At 72.5% G+C, this 17,203-nt stretch carries 17 protein-coding genes; 12 read left to right on the top strand and 5 right to left on the bottom strand.

Translation table 11 applies throughout. The features are described from left to right. Positions 1-223 precede the first annotated feature (223 nt). Positions 224-1,279 carry a chitinase gene (locus tag EJG53_RS38680; RefSeq protein ID WP_125048796.1) on the top strand — a complete coding sequence of 352 codons (1,056 nt, stop codon included), beginning with the start codon at positions 224-226 and terminating at the stop codon, positions 1,277-1,279. Between the two features lie 81 nt (positions 1,280-1,360). Here EJG53_RS38680 and EJG53_RS38675 read toward each other — a convergent pair whose 3' ends face one another. Further along, positions 1,361-1,543, bottom strand: a complete 183-nt coding sequence (locus EJG53_RS38675; RefSeq protein WP_125048795.1) for a hypothetical protein — start codon at positions 1,541-1,543, stop codon at positions 1,361-1,363. A gap of 533 nt (positions 1,544-2,076) precedes the next feature. Between EJG53_RS38675 and EJG53_RS38670 the strand changes: the two genes are divergently transcribed. The 5 genes from EJG53_RS38670 to EJG53_RS38650 all read left to right on the top strand — a co-directional run bounded on the left by EJG53_RS38670 (position 2,077) and on the right by EJG53_RS38650 (position 6,893). Further along, complete coding sequence (locus EJG53_RS38670; RefSeq protein ID WP_125048794.1) at positions 2,077-3,810, top strand: ABC transporter permease; 1,734 nt, start codon at positions 2,077-2,079, stop codon at positions 3,808-3,810. A 106-nt stretch (positions 3,811-3,916) separates the two neighbouring features. Continuing rightward, complete coding sequence (locus EJG53_RS38665; RefSeq protein WP_125048793.1) at positions 3,917-5,227, top strand: ABC transporter ATP-binding protein; 1,311 nt, start codon at positions 3,917-3,919, stop codon at positions 5,225-5,227. Between the two features lie 58 nt (positions 5,228-5,285). Then, a complete protein-coding gene (locus EJG53_RS38660) occupies positions 5,286-5,534 on the top strand; it encodes a hypothetical protein (RefSeq protein ID WP_125048792.1) in 249 nt (82 codons plus the stop codon). Continuing rightward, positions 5,531-6,490: an endonuclease/exonuclease/phosphatase family protein gene (locus EJG53_RS38655; RefSeq protein WP_167515238.1), complete on the top strand. Its 960-nt coding sequence runs from the start codon at positions 5,531-5,533 to the stop codon at positions 6,488-6,490. The genes EJG53_RS38660 and EJG53_RS38655 overlap by 4 nt, the downstream gene beginning before the upstream one ends. A 73-nt stretch (positions 6,491-6,563) precedes the next feature. Beyond that, positions 6,564-6,893 carry a DUF3140 domain-containing protein gene (locus EJG53_RS38650; protein WP_125048790.1) on the top strand — a complete coding sequence of 110 codons (330 nt, stop codon included), beginning with the start codon at positions 6,564-6,566 and terminating at the stop codon, positions 6,891-6,893. Positions 6,894-6,928: 35 nt separating this feature from the next. Here the strand turns inward: EJG53_RS38650 and EJG53_RS43505 are convergent, their stop codons facing one another. After that, complete coding sequence (locus tag EJG53_RS43505) at positions 6,929-8,134, bottom strand: helix-turn-helix domain-containing protein (protein WP_125048789.1); 1,206 nt, start codon at positions 8,132-8,134, stop codon at positions 6,929-6,931. Positions 8,135-8,504: 370 nt separating this feature from the next. On the opposite strand from EJG53_RS43505, the gene EJG53_RS38640 reads away from it, so the two are divergent. From EJG53_RS38640 to EJG53_RS38630, 3 genes are all read left to right on the top strand, one after another. Further along, positions 8,505-9,566: an esterase/lipase family protein gene (locus EJG53_RS38640; RefSeq protein ID WP_125048788.1), complete on the top strand. Its 1,062-nt coding sequence runs from the start codon at positions 8,505-8,507 to the stop codon at positions 9,564-9,566. 108 nt (positions 9,567-9,674) lie between these two features. After that, positions 9,675-10,379: a ribonuclease H family protein gene (locus EJG53_RS38635; protein WP_125048787.1), complete on the top strand. Its 705-nt coding sequence runs from the start codon at positions 9,675-9,677 to the stop codon at positions 10,377-10,379. A 430-nt stretch (positions 10,380-10,809) separates the two neighbouring features. After that, complete coding sequence (locus EJG53_RS38630) at positions 10,810-12,186, top strand: hypothetical protein (protein ID WP_125048786.1); 1,377 nt, start codon at positions 10,810-10,812, stop codon at positions 12,184-12,186. 58 nt (positions 12,187-12,244) lie between these two features. On the opposite strand, the gene EJG53_RS38625 is transcribed toward EJG53_RS38630, so the two are convergent. Together EJG53_RS38625 and EJG53_RS38620 are read right to left on the bottom strand one after the other, a co-directional pair. Then, on the bottom strand, positions 12,245-13,246 hold the full coding sequence (locus EJG53_RS38625; RefSeq protein ID WP_125048785.1) for a helix-turn-helix domain-containing protein: 1,002 nt from the start codon (positions 13,244-13,246) through the stop codon (positions 12,245-12,247). A gap of 124 nt (positions 13,247-13,370) precedes the next feature. Beyond that, positions 13,371-13,904: a 2,4'-dihydroxyacetophenone dioxygenase family protein gene (locus tag EJG53_RS38620; protein ID WP_125048784.1), complete on the bottom strand. Its 534-nt coding sequence runs from the start codon at positions 13,902-13,904 to the stop codon at positions 13,371-13,373. Between the two features lie 245 nt (positions 13,905-14,149). Between EJG53_RS38620 and EJG53_RS38615 the strand changes: the two genes are divergently transcribed. Beyond that, positions 14,150-14,566, top strand: a complete 417-nt coding sequence (locus EJG53_RS38615) for an SRPBCC family protein (RefSeq protein WP_125048783.1) — start codon at positions 14,150-14,152, stop codon at positions 14,564-14,566. 279 nt (positions 14,567-14,845) lie between these two features. Further along, a complete protein-coding gene (locus EJG53_RS38610) occupies positions 14,846-15,232 on the top strand; it encodes a VOC family protein (RefSeq protein WP_125048782.1) in 387 nt (128 codons plus the stop codon). A 266-nt stretch (positions 15,233-15,498) separates the two neighbouring features. On the opposite strand, the gene EJG53_RS38605 is transcribed toward EJG53_RS38610, so the two are convergent. Next, positions 15,499-15,672, bottom strand: coding sequence for a CsbD family protein (locus EJG53_RS38605; protein ID WP_031000187.1), 174 nt, complete (start codon positions 15,670-15,672; stop codon positions 15,499-15,501). 230 nt (positions 15,673-15,902) lie between these two features. On the opposite strand from EJG53_RS38605, the gene EJG53_RS38600 reads away from it, so the two are divergent. Continuing rightward, positions 15,903-17,018 (top strand): type I phosphomannose isomerase catalytic subunit, encoded by a 1,116-nt coding sequence (locus tag EJG53_RS38600; protein WP_125048781.1) that lies wholly within the window; start codon positions 15,903-15,905, stop codon positions 17,016-17,018. Positions 17,019-17,203: the final 185 nt, after the last annotated feature.

Genomic DNA, 17,203 nt, shown 5'->3' with positions numbered 1-17,203 from the left:
CGGGCTCCGTACCGCCGCCGCCTCCGTCCCGCCTGCACCCCCGCACCGAGTTGGTCCAGACCTATTGACGGTCTCCATGGGTGACCCTACGGTTCGGGCAACGCACCGTGCACCGCCCCATTCACCCCCCGCGCACCACCAGCACCACGCGTTCCTCCCCCGCGCTCCACCGTTCCCCCTCCTCAGTCCCCCCGGCCACGCCACGGCCGGAAAGGAGCACACCATGTTCGGTCGGGCGTCCCGCCTGCTCGGCATCGGCCTGGCGTCGGCCTGTGCCGTCTCACTGCTGACCGCCGCGGCGCCGAGCGCCGCCCCCCGGGAGACCACCTGTCCGGTCAAGTCCAAGCCCGCGGGCAAGGTGCTCCAGGGCTACTGGGAGAACTGGGACGGCGCCGCCAACGGCGTCCACCCGCCGTTCGGCTGGACCCCGATCACCGACTCCCGGATCGGCGCGCACGGCTACAACGTGCTCAACGCCGCCTTCCCCGTCATCCGCTCGGACGGCACGGTCCTGTGGGAGGACGGCATGGACGCGACCGTGAAGGTCGCGACGCCCGCCGAGATGTGCGAGGCCAAGGCGGCGGGCCAGACGATCCTGATGTCCATCGGCGGCGCCGCGGCCGGCATCGACCTCAGCTCCAGCAAGGTCGCCGACCGGTTCGTGGAGACGGTGGTGCCGATCCTGAAGAAGTACAACTTCGACGGCATCGACATCGACATCGAGACCGGCCTCACCGGCAGCGGCAACATCAACACGCTCTCGGCCTCGCAGGCCAACCTGATCCGCATCATCGACGGCGTGCTCGACCGGATGCCGTCGAACTTCGGCCTGACGATGGCCCCGGAGACCGCCTACGTCACCGGCGGCAGCGTGACGTACGGCTCGATCTGGGGCGCGTACCTGCCCATCGTGAAGAAGTACGCGGACAACGGCCGCCTCTGGTGGCTCAACATGCAGTACTACAACGGCAGCATGTACGGCTGCTCCGGCGACGCGTACTCCGCCGGTACCGTCCAGGGCTTCACGAAGCAGACGGACTGCCTGAACAAGGGGCTGGTCATCCAGGGCACCACCATCAAGGTCCCGTACGACAAGCAGGTACCCGGCCTGCCGGCGCAGCCCGGAGCGGGCGGCGGGTACATGTCGCCGGGGCTGGTGAGCCAGGCATGGAACACCTACCGGGGCGGGCTGAAGGGCCTGATGACCTGGTCGCTGAACTGGGACGGCTCGAAGGCGTGGTCGTTCGGCAACAACGTCAAGGCGCTGCAGGGGCGCTGATCCCGACCGGTACGGGAGCGGGTCCGGCCAGGCTGCCGGGCCCGCTCCCGTTTTCGCTCAGCTCTCGCCCTCCCGGGACGCTCAGCTCTCGCCCTCCTGGGAGGGGTGCAGGCCCAGCATCTCCAGGAGCATCTTCAGCTCCTCGGCGTCACGGGCCTGGCCCGCCAGGGTCAGCCGGGCCTGCCGCCGTACGGTGTCCGCCTCGGTGTCCTCGGAGGCGGCCGGGTCGGTCTGGTTCTCGCTGCGGTGGTCTTCCTTAATCATCACCGCCATTGTCCCATCACCCGGAGGGTCGCCGGTGCCCCGGGGGCCGGTCCGGGCCGGGCCCGGTTCCGCACCGGCCCCGGCTCGGTCTCCGTACGGCGGCGCGGGCCCTGCGCGGGTGAATTCTGAACGCGTCTTCAGAACTCCCCGAACCCGCTGCGAGGTGAATCCTGAACACGTTCTCAGAAATTACGGAATCCTTTCGCCGGACCCTTCCCGAGGCCGTCGGACGCCGATTTCCTGAAGAGGCTTTCAGCTTTACGGAAATCTAGCGCGAGTTTTTGACCATGCCGCACATTGCGTGCCATCATTCTTTCCGGCGCCGGCCGTCCGAGGCCGTGCCGCCCCGTGCCGAAGAATTCGAGGAGGTGGTCGTTGTGCAGTACGGCGATCCTCCCAGTCCCGCTGGCCGCCCTCCCCGCTGACCGGGCCGTACGGCCCGCGGCGTCCGTCTGCCGGGCAGCGCGCCCGCCCCGCGGCGACCGCTTCGCCGCCGCGCCGGCCTGCCCGCACGAATTCTCTCGGGTACCTCCATGACGAAACTCCGCCAGTTCCCGTCCGGCGGCGCGATACGCGCTGCCCGAATGCGCCCCGTCGACCTCTTCATCATCTGCGGTGTCGTCGCGCTCTTTTACCTCGTGGCCCGCGTCGGGGCCACCACCGACCAGCCTTTCCGGCCCGGAAATCCGCCGGCCGTCTCCACCGATCCCGGAAATCTGCCGTACTACGCGGCGCGTTCCGTCCTGCGGATGTTCGCCGGACTGGTGCCCGCGGTGCTCTTCACCTTCGTGTTCGGCACCTGGGCCGCGCGGTCCCGGCGGGCCGCCAAGGTGATCGTCCCGGCGATCGACATCCTGCAGTCCGTACCGGTCCTGGCCTTCCTCAGCATCACCGTCACCGGCTTCGTCGCCCTGTTCCCGCACTCCACGCTGGGCCTGGAGTGCGCCTCGGTCTTCGCCGTCTTCACCGCGCTGGTGTGGAACATGGCCCTGGCCTTCTACCAGTCGCTCGCCACCCAGCCACGGGAGCTGGACGAGGCGGCCCGGCTGATGGGGCTCACCCGGTGGCAGCGGTTCTGGAAGCTGGACGTGCCCAGCGGCATGATCTCCCAGGTCTGGAACGGCATGATCAGCTTCGGTGCCGCCTGGTTCGCGCTCAGCGCCTCCGAGACGATCAGCGTCAACCACCGTGACAACGCCCTGCCGGGCATCGGCTCGTACGCGGCCCAGGCCCTGGACGACGGGGAAGGCGCCCGGGTCGCGCTGGCCGTCGGCGTGATGATCGTGACAGTGGTGTCGGTCAACTTCTTCTTCTGGCGGCCGCTGACGGCCTGGGCCGAGCGCTTCCGCACCGAGGAGTGCGAGATCGCCGAGCAGCCGCGCAGTTGGTTCCTGCAGTTGCTGCGCCGCTCCACCCTGCCCGGTCATCTGGCGCGCGCCCTGCGCCCGGTCGGTGAGCGGCTCGACCGTGCCATGCGGGTGCTGGGCACCGGCCGCGGGCGACTGCGGCACGACGCCGCGCGCCGCAGGGCGGCGGACATCGCCTTCACCGTGCTCTACGCCGCGGCCGTCGTGGCCATCGTGTGGAAAGCGTTCTCCTACGTCCTGGCCCACGTGCCCCTGCCGGAGATCGGCCACGACGCGCTGCTGGCGCTGGTCACCTACGGCCGGGTGCTGCTGCTGGTCGCCTTCTCGACCCTGGTGTGGGTGCCCATCGGCGCGTGGATCGGGATGAACCCCAAGGTCAACCGGATCGCCCAGCCGGTCGTGCAGGTCCTGGCCTCCTTCCCTACGAACTTCGTCTTCCCGCTCGCGGTGGTGGTGCTGGGCGCCTCCGGCATCTCGCTGAACTGGGGCTGCATCGTGCTGATGGCGCTGGGCGCCCAGTGGTACGTGCTGTTCAACGTCATCGCGGGGGCCGGGGCCATCCCCGGCGACCTGCGCGAGGCCGCCGCCGACCTGGGGCTGCGCGGGTGGCTGCGCTGGCGGAAGCTGATCCTGCCGGCGGTCTTTCCGTCCTACGTCACCGGGGCGCTGACCGCGTCGGGCGGCGCCTGGAACGCCTCGATCCAGGCGGAGACCGTCAGTTACGGCACCACCACGCTCACCGCGTTCGGCATCGGCGCGTACATCCAGCAGGCCACCACCGACGGCGACTTCGCCCGCAACTTCCTCGGCGCCGTCCTGATGAGCGTCTACGTCGTCGTCATCAACCGGCTGTTCTGGCGGCGGCTGTACCGCTTCGCGATCAGGCGCTGCGCGTTGTAACGGCGCCCGCGGCCCTGCTGCCCGCGGCCCCGCCGCACCCGGCCACCGGCCCGCGCCGCCCCGCCGCCTGCCACCTCACCACTTCACACCACCTCGGAGCACCACCATGAACACCTCCGTCATCAGCGTCCGCGACCTCCGCAAGACCTTCCCCGCCCCCTCCGGCGGCGTCCTGCCGGTCCTCGACGACGTGACCTTCGACCTGTACGAGGGCGAGGTCATCGCCCTGCTCGGCAAATCCGGCTCGGGCAAGTCGACGCTGCTGCGCCACGTCGCCGGCCTGCTCGCGCCCTCCGGCGGCACCGTCCACTACCGAGGGAAGCCGGTCACCGGCCCCAACCCGGGTACGGCGATGCTGTTCCAGTCCTTCGCCCTGATGCCGTGGCTGACGGTGCAGCAGAACGTCGAACTCGGCCTCCAGGCCCGAGGCGTGCACGCCGTCGAACGGCGGGGCCGGGCGCTGCGCGCCATCGACATGGTCGGCCTGGACGGCTTCGAGAACGCCTACCCCAAGGAGCTGTCCGGCGGGATGCGGCAGCGGGTCGGCTTCGCCCGCGCCCTGGTCGTCGAGCCGGACGTGCTGCTGATGGACGAGCCGTTCTCGGCCCTGGACGTCCTGACCGCGCAGACCCTCCGCAACGAGCTGCTGGACCTGCTCGCCCACCCCGACTCCCCCACCCGCACCGCCCTGCTGGTCACCCACTCCATCGAGGAGGCCGTCCAGCTCGCCGATCGGATTCTCGTGCTCGACACCGATCCGGGCCGGGTCAAGACCGAGCTGCGCGTCGCCCTCCCGCGCCCCCGCGACCGCCGCGACCCCGGCTTCGAGGCGCTGGTCGAGGACGCGTACGAGGCGCTGACCGGCCAGCGCACCGCGGCGGCGCCCGACGCCGCGGTCGCCCAGGACCCGCTGCGTGCCGCCGGGCCGCTGCCGGACGTCTCTGTGGAGGCCCTGACCGGTCTGCTGGAGTTCCTGGACACCCGAGGCGGTTCGATGGACCTGGCGGCGCTGGCCGACGCGCTGTCGTACGCGGTCGACGACCTGATGCCGCTGGTCGAGGCGGCGCAGTTGCTCGGCTACGCCAAGCTCACCGCCAACCGGCTGCACCTCACGGTGACCGGCCGCGGCTTCGCGCGCGCCGACATCCTTCCCCGCAAGCACCTGTTCGCGGCCGCCGCCCTCGCCAACGTCCCGCTCATCGCCACCATCCGCACCCTCCTGCTGGCCTCGGCGAGCGGGCGGCTGCGCGAGCCGTACCTGGTCGGCCGGCTCTGCGGCCACGTCCCCGAGCACGCCGCGCGCCGGCAACTGGCCACGGCCGTCACCTGGGGCCGCTACGCCGAGCTGTACGAGTACGACGCCGACGACCGCGTCCTGCTGCTGCCCGCCGAGCACCGTCCCGCGAACGCCGCCTAGACGCCTGGCCACCCGGGCGCCCGAGAAGACCTCCGGCCCGTACCCGAGGAGAAGCACCATGCATCAGCCCCAGCGCAAGACCGCACCCGGCTCGTCCGGACACCCCACCGGCGTCGCGGAGGGCCTCCGCGCCCTGTTCGCCGTGGCCGTCCTCCCGGCGGTGGTGGTGACCGCCGTCGCCCTGTCGCCGCCGACCGCCACCCGGCTGATCTGCGCGGGGCTCCTGGGGGCCGGCTGCACCGCGGTCGGGTTCGCCGTCGCGGGCCGGCGCTGCCTCTCGCGCCGTACGGACGGACGGCGTTGGTGAACGGGCGGGGGCCAGCCCGAGGCGCCACCGAGGACCGGCGGCCCGGCCTCCTCACGGCCGTACCGGCCCTGCTCCTCGCCGCCCTGCTGGCCTTCCCCGGCCTGCTGCCCAACACGCCGGGCCACCTGGGCAGCCTGGTCGAGACCGCGCTGCCCTGGTTCGGCGCCGCGGTCCCGGTCCTGCTCGGGTGGGCGGCGCTGCGGCGCTCCGTGGCCGGGGTGGCCGCGGCGCTGGTGCCCGCGGTGGTGTGGGCCTGTCAGTTCCTGCCGGGCTACCTTCCGGGCGGGGACGGCGCGCGGGCCGACTTCCACGTCCTGACGTACAACGTCGGCGGCGACCGCACCTCCCCGGCCGACATCGCCCGGCAGGTGACCGGCACGGGCGCCGACGTGGTGGCGCTGGAGAAGGTCCCGGCGTCCGCCCTGCCCGCGTACGAGAAGGCGCTCGGCGCGGCCTACCCCCACCACACCACGGCGAACACCCTGGGTCTGTGGTCGCGTTACCCGGTGAGTGAGGTGGCGCCCCTGGACCTGGGCGGCGCCTGGCCGCACGCCATACGGGCCCTGGTCCGCACCCCCGGAGGCGACACCGCCTTCTACGCCGTTCGCCTGCCGTCGGTACGGGTCCGTGCCGACGCGGGCTTCACCATAGAGGCGCGGGACCGCAGCGCGGCCGAGCTGGCGTCCCGGATCGGCGCGGACCGGGCCGCGCGCGTGGTGCTGCTGGGCGACCTCAACGGCAGTCTGCGCGACCGGGGCCTGGCGCCGCTGGCCCGGCAGCTCGCCTCGGCCCAGCGCGACGCCGGGCGGGGCCCCGGTTTCACCTGGCCCGCGGCGTTCCCGCTGGTCCGCATCGACCACGTCCTGGTCCGCGGGCTGCACGCCACCGGGGCCACCGTGCTCCCGGACCGCCTCGGCAGCGACCACCGGCCGGTGCTGGTGGGGCTGCGCGGGTGAGCGGCGGGTTTGTCCGGGCGGGCCACCGGACACCCAGTGTGCGTACGTTCGAAACGATCTCCAGGAGGCGTCCATGACAGCGCAGATCGACGACGGGCTGTGGGACGAGTTCCACAAGGCCGTCAACATGACCTCGCGTGAGCTGCGGGAATGGCTGAGCGTCGAGGCCGCGGGCGAGAACAGCGAGGAGGTGCCCGACCGGGCCGGGCGGCCCCTGGGACGGCAGGTGCTGGAGATCCTGGGCAAGCGCCGCACGGACCTCACCGAGAGCGACGCCGAGGCGATGCGGCGCGTCGTGGAGATCGTCGGCAGCCAGCACCCGGAAGGTACGGACCCGAAGGCCGGCGGCGCGGACTGGCGCCACGGCCTGATGGACATCGGCCACGACCCGCTGAAGGAGTGAGCGCCGGGCCGTCCCGTCCGCACGGCCCGCACGGCTCAGCCCCGTAGCGCCCGGGTGCGCAGCGCCAGCAGCGCCTCGAAGCGGAATCCGGGGTCGGCGAGCCGGCCGTCGAAGAGCACGTCCAAGTGGCGCAGGCGCTTGCGTGCCGTCTGCGGGTGGATGCCGAGGGCCCGGGCGACCTCGGGGGCGGTACGGCCCCAGGACATCAGGAGCGCTTCGAGCGTCTCCGCCAGCCGTGCCGCCCGGCCCGCGGGCAGCCCGTCGAGGACACCCAGCGTCCGGTCCCCCAGCAGGCGCCCGATGGGCGCGCCGCCGAGCAGGTGGACGTCGGCCAGCCGGTCGCCGACGACCAGGAACTCGCCGTCCGGCGCTCCCGTGTCCCGGTGGTGGTTGAGCGCGAGCCGTACGCAGACGAGGGACACCCAGGCGTCGTGCGGCGCGACGGCCGGTCCGAGCGCCGCGGTGCGCCCGCGGACCGCGGCGCGTACGTCCGCGGTCCCGGCGGGGCCGCCGCCGGCCGGCTCCGGGAGGACCGCCACGAGGTCGGCGCCGCGCGGCAGCACCAGCGCGTCCGGCCACGGCACGGTGCGGCGGCTGCCCGCCGCACCGCGGACGACGAGGCAGGCGACCTGGGCGGGCAGCGGCCAGCGGGCCCGCGCCGCCAGGGGTTCGAGCGGTTCGCGGGCCGCGCCGTGCGGCTGTTCCAGCAGCGCCTGCGCCAGGGCCCGCCGGCTGCGCTGCACCTCGTCCTCCGCGTGGGCCTGGGCGGCGACGAAACCCTTGACCGCCTCGTTGGACAGGGCGTTGATGTGGGTCAGTACGGCTTCGTGCAGCGGCAGGACGATCTCGGCGGGCAGCGAGGCCGTACGGGCGATCTCGGCGTACCGGCGGCCGCCCACCCGCGCGCCGACCCGGAAGGCGGCCTGGAGCCCGTCCGTGGTGCGCCCGTTGAGGAACTCCACGCGCCCCAGACGGCGGAAATGCCGTACATGGTGGTCCTGTGCGCTCTCCGGGGCCTCCGTCAGCTCCGCGAACTGGCGCATCGCGCGGCACACCGAAGCGACCAGGTCCCGGCCCACGGAGGAGTCGAGCGGGCGCCGGTAGGCGGGCACCTCCTGGCGGATGGCCTCGACCATCCCGGAGGCGATGGCGTCGATCCGGGGCCGCAGCAACGCGCCGAACGCCGCGGGCAGTTCGTGCCAGGGGCCGCGCGCGAACGTGTCACCCGGCGGACTGAGCATCGCGGGCCTCCTCCGGACGTGGGCGGCGGGACACGCATGTCCCCGGGCCGGGATCGTGCCCCCTCCCGGCCCCGCCGGTCCAGCCTCGTGCAGGCGGTCGCGCGCCGTACCGCCGCCGGACCGCTGTATGCGCGCTGCGGCGGCTGACCCGGCGATGTACGGAAGTGTCACGCAGGTGACACCTTTCCCCTCTCCTCGCCGTTTTCCCTGGTGCCGCGGGCCGTACGGCGCGAACGTGGTCCCGACGTTACGCGCCGGTAGCTTCTCGGAGCCGCCCGCACGCACCACGTGGCCCCGGTACGCAGGTCCGGCGCCGTGGCGTCCGCCCTTGTGGCGCCCGTACCGAACCACGGCATGAGGAGAACAACTGATGCGCAGCAACGGGACCATGCGCGCAAGACACCGGAGACGGCCGACCGCCGCGCTGACCGGGCTCGCGGTGGCGGCCGGCCTGCTACTGGCCGGCGCGACCGCGGCACCCGCGACGGCACGGACGACGGCCGAGGCACCGGGCGGCCGGGCCGCGCCGTCCGCGCCGACCACACCGACCGCTCAAGCTCCGGCAGGCCGAGCCGCGCCCGCCGCGTCCGGGACCGCCGCCCCGGGCACCTCCACGACCGCCGACCCCATCGGCCCGCCGCAAGGCAACTTCCTGTCCGCCTTCCTCTACTCCACGACCCGCCCGACCGTCCTCCCCACCGGCGCCAACGACTGGACGTGCAAGCCGGGCCCGGCGCACCCCCGCCCGGTCGTCCTCGTCCACGGCACCTTCGAGAACCGGTACGCCAACTGGGCCGCCCTCTCCCCCAAGCTCAAGGACGACGGGTACTGCGTCTTCGCCCTCAACTACGGCGGGTCCCAGGGCCCGGTCCTGGCCACCGGCGACATCGCCGCCTCGGCGGGGCAGCTCGCCGCGTTCGTCGACCGGGTGCGGGCGGCGACCGGCGCGGACAAGGTCGACATCGTCGGGCACTCGCAGGGCGGCATGATGCCGCGGCACTACATCAAGAACCTGGGCGGGGCGGCGAAGGTCGGCCGCCTGGTGGCCCTCGTCCCGTCCAACCACGGCACCTTGCTGCTCGGCCTCGGCCTGCTGGCCCGCCTGGTCCCCGGCGCGGACGCCGTCGTCGGCGCGGCCTGTCCCGCCTGCGAGCAGCAGATCGTCGGCTCGCGCTTCCTGAAGGAGCTGAACGCGGGCGGCGAGACCGATCCGGCCGTCGACTACACCGTGATCGCCACCTGGTACGACGAGGTGGTGACCCCGTACACCTCGGCGTTCCTGGCCCCGGCGCGCAACGTCAGCAACCAGACGATCCAGAGCCACTGTCTCGTCAACACCACCGCCCACATCAACATCACCTACGACCGGACGGCGACCCGCCTCGTCCAGAACGCCCTCGACCCGGCCCACGCGCAGCGCCCCACCTGCTGAGCCGGTACGGCCCCGGTGGGCAGGCGCCCGGCCGTCTGCCCACCGGGGCTCCGGGTGCCCGACGGGCCGGTGGTCAGCGCGGGCCGCGAAGGCTGGCAGTATCGAGGGATGGCAGAACAGATCACAGCCGCGTGCGACGGGGCGTCGAAAGGGAACCCCGGGCCCGCGGCCTGGGCATGGGTCGTCGGGGACGGCGCGGGAACGGTGGAGCGCTGGGCGGCCGGCCCGCTGGGAACCGCGACCAACAACGTGGCGGAACTGACCGCGCTGCGGGAGCTGTTGGCGGCCACCGACCCCGCCGTACCGCTCCAGGTGCGGATGGACTCGCAGTACGCGATGAAGGCGGTCACCACCTGGCTGCCGGGCTGGCGGAAGAAGGGCTGGAAGACCGCGGCGGGCAAGCCGGTGGCCAACCGTGACCTGATCGTCGGCATCGACGAGCTGCTCACCGGGCGGTCGGTGGAGTTCGTCTACGTACCGGCCCACCAGGTCGACGGCGACCCGCTGAACGCGGCGGCGGACGGCGCGGCCAGCGAGACCGCGCGTACCCAGCAGGCCATCAGCAGCGCCCTCGGCTCCGCGCTCCCCGCGCCGGAACCGGCCGGCGCGGCGTCCGGCGGGCGGTCCCGGCAGCCGTCGGCCGCCCGTGTCCCGTCCGCGCGGGCGGGCAAGAGCCCGCGGCCGCGGGGCGGTTCCGTCAAGGCGCGGTTCCCCGGCCAGTGCCGGTGCGGACAGGCGTACGGCAAGGGCGAGACGATCGCGAAGAATCCGGACGGGTGGGGGCACCCCGCGTGCGCCGGAGCGGCCGGATAGCACCGTACGCGCCGCCCCGTGGAATGCCCGCGGGGCGGCGGCGCATTCCGGCGGCGTACCCAGCCCGGATATGCGGGGGAACAACAGCGCGCCGGAGAATGCCGAGCGCTCCCATTACCTTTTCAAAAGCTCATCCTATTTTCCGACGAAAACGTTTCAGCACCAGCACCGTCCTCGCCACCCCTACCTCGTACGGGTGAAGTACGCGCCTGTTGACGCCGACCTACTCCACCAAGGCGCCCCATCAGTGGAATCCTTTCTGCCGTGATCAGGGAGCTGCCATTCGGGGAGCCCCATGACGCTGCAACCACCTCCCCCCGCCCCGCATCCGCACCGTGCCGCGCCTTCGCGCCGCCGTGCGTGCGGTCCGGGGACGGAATTGCGGAAAGAGTGGCTGGTAGAATTGAAGTTTTCTCGGTGTACAGCCCTGGTGGCCGCCGTAGGGTCGTTGGCGGCCGCCCTCACGGTCGGCGCCCCGGCGGCGACGTCCCAGGAGCCGCCGCCGGCCGCCGCGGACTCGTCGCGCTTCTCCCACGAGGGCGAGCAGCGGGCCTTCCAGCACGAGCAGGTCCCGCAGCGGGCCATGCCCGGCGGCAGGTCCAGGGGCGTCATCACCCCCATCGGCCACCAGGGCTTCCAGCTCCGGTACGACGGCTCGGACCGCGGGCGCGTGCTGGCGCTCGAACGGCGCCACCGTCAGCTCCGCCCGGCTGCCCTCACGTCCTGGCTGAACTCCCGCTCCCAGGCGGCGGTGCACCTGTCGCGCTGCCCCACCAAGGTGCCGCTGTCCGGCGCCGACGGCTTCTGCTGGCAGCGCGGGTCGGGGGACGACCTGGGCTGGGCGTACGTTCCGCAGGGGCTCACCGGGTCCGGTGAGGCCGAGCCGCGCTCGGGCCGCTGGCAGGGCCGCAGCATCGTCGCCGCGAGCTGGGCGTCCAGCTACGACCACCCCAGCGCCCCGCGCAACCCCGCGAACCGGCCCTGGCGCGGCGCCAAGCAGGTCGACCACTTCATGAAGGTGTCCTTCACGGACGTCACCGACCGAGGACGGCCGCGGTACCGCAGTGCCCTGCTCGTCGCCCCGCACGGCCAGAGCGGATTCACCGCCCTGAAGGGCCACGGCGACACCCTCTCCTGGTACGGCCCCTACCTCTTCCTCTACAGCAGCGAGCGGCTGCGCGTCTTCGACGTACGCCACCTGTGGGCCACCACCACGTCCTCCGGGCGCGTGGGGGTGCGCCGCGGCTCGGTGAGCGCCAACTGGCAGGCGGCGGCGCTGCCGCAGGTCGGGCAGTACTCCTTCATCGGCCGCAACGGGTGCGGGAGCAGGCCGAGCGAGACGCCGTGCTTCAGCGGCGCCTCCATCGACCACAGTTCGTCGTTGGCGCCGTCGCTGGTGACCGTCGAGACCAGCTCGCCGACCTCCCGTGTGGTGCGCTGGCCGCTGAGCCCGTCGTCCCACCTCCTGCGCTCCGACGAGCGCGGCCTGGTGCGGGCCGGTGCCGGGTACCGGGTCCCGCTGGCGGGCCCGCAGGGCGTCGTCCAGCAGGACGAACGGTTCTACTTCACCGCCATGTGCCCGGACGCCCGCCGGGTGTTCGGTGAGCCCTACTGCCTGTACCGGGGCGACTCCGGCGGTGCCGTGCGCGTGTGGAGCCGTACCCCGGCGGCGGCCGAGAACCTGTCGTACTGGCCCGCCACCGAACAGCTCTGGGTCTCCAACGAGTCCCCGTACCGCAAGTACGTACGCCCCCACCCCGAGCTGAACGGCCGCGTCGTCTACAACGTCCCGCTGTCGGACGACTGACCCCGTACGTCTGATCGCGTACACCTGACCCCGTACGGGCCCGCTGCCCTCCGCGCACTCAGCTCCCCGCGCGGAGGGCTCCCTCTCGCCCGTCGCCCCGGCCCCGGCGCTGCGGGCGGAGTTCGCCCGGTGTCCGGCCGAAGTGCTCGCGGAAGACCCGGGTGAAGTGCGGCTGGCTGGCGAATCCCCAGCGGTGGGCGATGTCCGCGACCGTCAGCCGGGCCGACGCCGGGTCGCGGAGCTGCTGCCGGGCCCGTTCCAGGCGGCGTTCGAGGATGTGGCGGGACGGACTCAGGCCGGCCTGCCGGAAGTCCCGGCTCAACTGGCGCGTGGAGATGCCGAGCGCGGCCGCCACGTGCGCGGCGCACAGCCGGGGATCGGCGAGGTGCCGGTCGATGTGGTCCCGGGCGAGCAGCAGCCGGACGCCCCGGTCCGTGCCGTCCAGGCCGCCGCGTACGGCCAGGCAGTGCACCAGCTCCAGCACGCGGCGCTCGGCCGCCACCGGGTCACCGGGGTCCTGGCGGCCGAAACGGGCGGCCAGTACGGCTTCGAGGCGGCGCAGGAGCGGCGCCTCGGCCGCCGTACCGCTGCTGAAGACCAGCGGTACGGGCACTCCGCCGGGCAGGCACCGCTCGGTGAACACCTCGCGGGGGATGTCCATGAGGAGCTGGCGCATCGTGGTGGGGAAGCCGAGCAGGTACGAGCGGCGGGTGTCGTAGAGGACCAGGTCGCCCGCGCCGAGGGTGAAGCAGCCGCCGCTGTGCAGGAAGACCGCCTGGCCGGAGACGAGCAGTGAGGCGAAGACCGAGTCCTTGGGGGACGTCCGGCAGGTCTGCGGGCTGCGTTCGACGACGTGCTCGTTGCCCGCGATGTCGGCGAGCCGCAGGCTGCCGAGCCCGGTGTTGGTCTGGGTGGCCAGCAGGCCGTCCTCGGAGTGCGGGGAGCAGCGCAGGCCGACCAGGGCCTGCCGGTTGTAGTCCTCCCACAGGTCCACCCGGTCCGCCGGGGCGACGGACCGGGTCGACATACGGGTGTAGCGGGCGGCGGGATGTCCGGGCAACTCCGCCTCCTTGCCGTGAGCGAGTGTCCGTTGGCGCGGCTCCGGCCGGTCGGGGCCGGGCCGGGAGGCGCAGCCTACTCCCGGGCACCGTGCCCGGACACGGCTCGGGAGGGGCGGCGTCCGCTCAGCGGAACAGGCCGTCGACGTAGTCGGCGCCGAGGCCCACCCGCTCGTAGTGGGCGCGGCACATCGCGATGTAGTCGTGCACGTCGAAGTAGCCGGTCGGCTCGCCGTTCTCGTCGAGCCAGACGAGCGGCCCCTTGACGATGAACAGCGTCTTCATGGGCGCGTCGCTCTCGTACGCGACGAGGGTGTGGCCCTCGCCCGGCGCCTCGTACACGAAGTCCCCGGCCGTCGCGGTCCAGGGCCGCTCCAGGTAGCCCCACTTGCCGGAGATCGTGTAGGCGAACACCTCGTGCGGGTGGTAGTGCCGGTTGACCAGCCCCGCCTCCCTGGCGCACAGGATGTCGGACCAGGTGTTGTCCTTGACGTTGATCCACAGCGGGCGGGAGCCGACGGTCTCGGTGAAGGGGGCGTAGTAGCGGTCGTCGTCGGTGGCCGCGTCCGGGATGTACACCTCGGGCAGGGCGTCCGGCTTGAAGGAGTCCTTGATCGGCTGGAGGTTCTTCCAGAACTCGCCGCCTGGCTGCTCGGGCATGGTGTGCTCCGCGTTCCGTCCGGTCGGGTGGGTCGGTGGCCGGAAGTCAACCGGTCCGGGACCGCCCTGTCTTTCCCGGGACGGACACCGCGCTTGCCTGTTGCCGCCGTAGCCGCGGCCGGCGCCGGTGAGGCTGAAGGACGGACCCGGTCACAGCGAACGGGTGGTTGTGGGGCCTTCCCCGCCTTCCGCGGGCAGACGCTTACGGAGGGGGACGGAAGGCCGGCGACGACGATGGGTTTGGCATGAGCGAATACGAGCGTTCCCGTACGATGCCCGCACCGCCTGAGCATGTGTTCGACCAGGCCAGTGTCGTGGGACAACTCGACAGTTGGCTGCCGCAGGGACTGCACGTGGAGGCGGCGGACCTGCCGGCCGTGACGGTGCACGAGGACCGTACGGGCGAGGACGAGGCCGGACTCTTCCGCGCCGAGCGGGACCAGATGCGGCTGGAGTGGGGCACCAGGGACAGCGGCAGCTACGCCGGCTGGCTCCAGGTCGCCGGCATCGGCAGCGGCGCCAGCGAGGTGACGGTCCATCTGTCCTTCTTCGACGAGCAGCACGACCCCGGCGCCGACGCGGTCACCGACGAGCTGGACCGCAGTCTGGAGCGCCTGGACGAGCTGGTACGGCTGCGCGTGGACGACGGCGGCGCCGGCTGAGGCGCGTACGCAGGCGTGCGGTCGGGCCCGTCGGCCGCCGCTGCGGGCGCGGTCATCCCTGCGGCCAGGCCCGCAACGTCCCTGTCGGTCTGGCTCCACGGCGCCGCCGGTCCGCTCTCACCGGCCGGGTCTCCAGCCGCAGCCGACCGGGACTTCGGACGCAGGCCCAACGGCCGATCACACGGCCGGGCGCGCCCGCTATCGTCCACAACGGCCCGCCGACCAGCGGCGGACCGCACCGTACGAGCCCCTTCGCTCTCCAGGAGACGGACGAACCCCATGCGCGTCATCGCCTTCGACCACCTCGTCCTCAACGTCGCGGACGCCGAACGCGCCCTCGGCTTCTACTGCGGCCCGCTCGGGCTCGAACCGGTACGCGTCGAGGAGTGGCGCGCGGGCAAGGTTCCGTTCCCCTCCGTCCGCGTGAGCCCGACGACCATCATCGACCTCGTCGAAGGGGAGCGCGGCGAGTCCAACGTCGACCACATCTGCCTGGTCGTCGAGCCGCTGGACTGGCAGCAGGTCATCGACTCGGGCGTGTTCACGGTCGTGGACGGCCCCGGCCGGCGGTACGGCGCCCGGGGCGACGCGCAGTCCGTGTACGTCCTGGACCCGGACGGCAACACGGTCGAACTGCGCTGGTATCCGCAGGACGCCGGGGCGTAGTGGCAATGGCGGTCACGATGTATATGTATGAAACTCAGCGGGTCGTCCACACCCGCTGAGTTCCGTGAAAAGATCCCGGGACCGGTCCCGGAAAATAGTCCGGGCGATGGTCCGGCGGGAATTCCGCCGAGCCACCGCCCGGAACTCTGAGGTGTACGCGCGTCACCGCTTACGTGCTTCAGAGGGTCGCGCAGAAGTCTGCGCAGGGGGCACAAAGGGTCACGTCAGGGCGCTGCGCCTGGAAGGGGCACGTCACACCGGGAACGTCACCTCTTGAAGGCGTCCTTGGCCTTCTCGCCCGCCTCGCGTATGTCGCCCTTGGCGCGTTCCGCGCGGCCTTCCGCCGTCATGCGTTCATTGCCTACCGCACGGCCGACGTTCTCCTTCACCGCGCCCTTGGCGCGCTCGGCCTTCGTGGAAGTCTTCTTCTCGGCGGTCATGGTCGCGCTCCTTTTCGGTCGAGCCGTTTCCTTGACAGTCAGTCGCGTGCCCGTAGGCCCGGCCGGTAAACAGCCCGATGGCGAACGAGCCAAAATCTTCGCGTCGGCCGGGGCGGTATGGGGATTCCGGTACGGGATTCGGCCGGTCCGCGCAGGGCACCCGCTCCGGGGCGCGCCAGTGGTCGGCGTAATGAATCCGGACGCGTGGAAAGCAGGGGTGTACTCGAACGATGAACTGGTATCCGATGCGGCTGACCACACCGGTCAAGCAGCACGTCTTCGGCGGCCGGGCCGTTCCCGAACGGCTCGGCCGGACCGGGCTGCCCGCCGGGCCGGTGGCGGAGACGTGGGAGGTCAGTGATGTCGAGGGAGAACACTCGCACGTCCTGAACGGCGCGCTGGCCGGTCACACCCTGCGGGAGCTGGCCCTGAGCCACCCCGACGAACTGGTCGGGCGCGGCTGGCGCGGCCCCCGGTTCCCGCTGCTGACGAAGTTCATCGACGCGCACCGGCCGCTGCCGGTCCATCTCCACCCGGACGACACGGCGGCCCGTGAGCGGGAGGGCGAGCCGAACGGCAAGACGGAAGCCTGGCACATCCTGTACGCGCCGCCCGGCAGCACGGCTCTGGCCGGCGTACGGCCGGGCGTGGACCACGGGCGGCTGCGGCAGGCGCTGCTCGACCAGGACTTCGACGCGGTCCTGCGGCGCCTGCCCGTACGCGCGGGCCAGACCCTGTACGTCCCGGGCGGCACCCCGCACAGCTTTGGCCCCGACACCCTCGTCTACGAGATCGAGCAGACCTCCGACCTGCAACAGCACGCGATGCGCCACCGGATGGAGGACGGCGCGCCGATCGACGACGCGCAGTGGCGGGCCAATGTCGAGGCACTGCTGTGCGAGTGGAAGCCGGAGCACCGGCCGGACTTCCACGGCGGGCTGCGACTGCCGACGGAGGGCGGGGTGGAGCGCCGGATGCTCTGCGCCGGGCCGTACTTCGCGCTGGAGAACTGGCGGGTGCGGGCGCCGGGGGACGCCGTGCCGGCGTTCGACACGTGCGTGGTGCTCAGCAACATCGGTGCCGCGACGGAGGTGACCTGCGGGGCGGCACGGGAGACCCTCGGCCCGGCCGAGACGCTTCTGCTGCCCGCGGCCGCGGTCTCCGGGGTCCGTATCCATGGTCCGGCCGACGTGCTCCTCGGCTACCTCCCCGACCTGGAACGCGACGTCCGGGCCCCGCTCCGCGCCGCGGGCCACGCCCCCGAAGCGATCGCCGCGCTGGGCGAGGGTCTCGGTGCGGCGGCGTGCCCCCTCCCTCCGCCCGACTCGCTTACTACAAATAGGTAAAAAACTCCTGTATCGGCATGTTTTCCTCGGACTTCGGTGTACATCAACTAGGCCCACCCTTCGTTCGGAAGCACGGGCAGAAGTTGACCGAAGGATTGGATGAATGAACAAAAAGCGCGTTCGGCCGGCCCAGACCTCGCCGGCATCGGCCCAGTCGGGCCGTGCTCACCACAGCTCCGCGGTTC

The sequence above is a fragment of the Streptomyces chrestomyceticus JCM 4735 genome, from assembly GCF_003865135.1.
Lineage (GTDB): Bacteria > Actinomycetota > Actinomycetes > Streptomycetales > Streptomycetaceae > Streptomyces > Streptomyces chrestomyceticus.
Note: the sequence above shows the minus strand (reverse complement) of the source record. Positions and strands in the feature narration are given on the sequence as shown.

Coding starts and splice junctions, on each gene's coding strand:
- EJG53_RS43505 (WP_125048789.1), bottom strand. CDS start 8,134: ATGCTCAGTCCGCCGGGTGACACGTTCGCGCGCGGCCCCTGGCACGAA.
- EJG53_RS38660 (WP_125048792.1), top strand. CDS start 5,286: ATGCATCAGCCCCAGCGCAAGACCGCACCCGGCTCGTCCGGACACCCC.
- EJG53_RS38600 (WP_125048781.1), top strand. CDS start 15,903: ATGAACTGGTATCCGATGCGGCTGACCACACCGGTCAAGCAGCACGTC.
- EJG53_RS38615 (WP_125048783.1), top strand. CDS start 14,150: ATGAGCGAATACGAGCGTTCCCGTACGATGCCCGCACCGCCTGAGCAT.
- EJG53_RS38640 (WP_125048788.1), top strand. CDS start 8,505: ATGCGCAGCAACGGGACCATGCGCGCAAGACACCGGAGACGGCCGACC.
- EJG53_RS38670 (WP_125048794.1), top strand. CDS start 2,077: ATGACGAAACTCCGCCAGTTCCCGTCCGGCGGCGCGATACGCGCTGCC.
- EJG53_RS38665 (WP_125048793.1), top strand. CDS start 3,917: ATGAACACCTCCGTCATCAGCGTCCGCGACCTCCGCAAGACCTTCCCC.
- EJG53_RS38605 (WP_031000187.1), bottom strand. CDS start 15,672: ATGACCGCCGAGAAGAAGACTTCCACGAAGGCCGAGCGCGCCAAGGGC.
- EJG53_RS38680 (WP_125048796.1), top strand. CDS start 224: ATGTTCGGTCGGGCGTCCCGCCTGCTCGGCATCGGCCTGGCGTCGGCC.
- EJG53_RS38610 (WP_125048782.1), top strand. CDS start 14,846: ATGCGCGTCATCGCCTTCGACCACCTCGTCCTCAACGTCGCGGACGCC.
- EJG53_RS38650 (WP_125048790.1), top strand. CDS start 6,564: ATGACAGCGCAGATCGACGACGGGCTGTGGGACGAGTTCCACAAGGCC.
- EJG53_RS38675 (WP_125048795.1), bottom strand. CDS start 1,543: ATGATTAAGGAAGACCACCGCAGCGAGAACCAGACCGACCCGGCCGCC.
- EJG53_RS38620 (WP_125048784.1), bottom strand. CDS start 13,904: ATGCCCGAGCAGCCAGGCGGCGAGTTCTGGAAGAACCTCCAGCCGATC.
- EJG53_RS38635 (WP_125048787.1), top strand. CDS start 9,675: ATGGCAGAACAGATCACAGCCGCGTGCGACGGGGCGTCGAAAGGGAAC.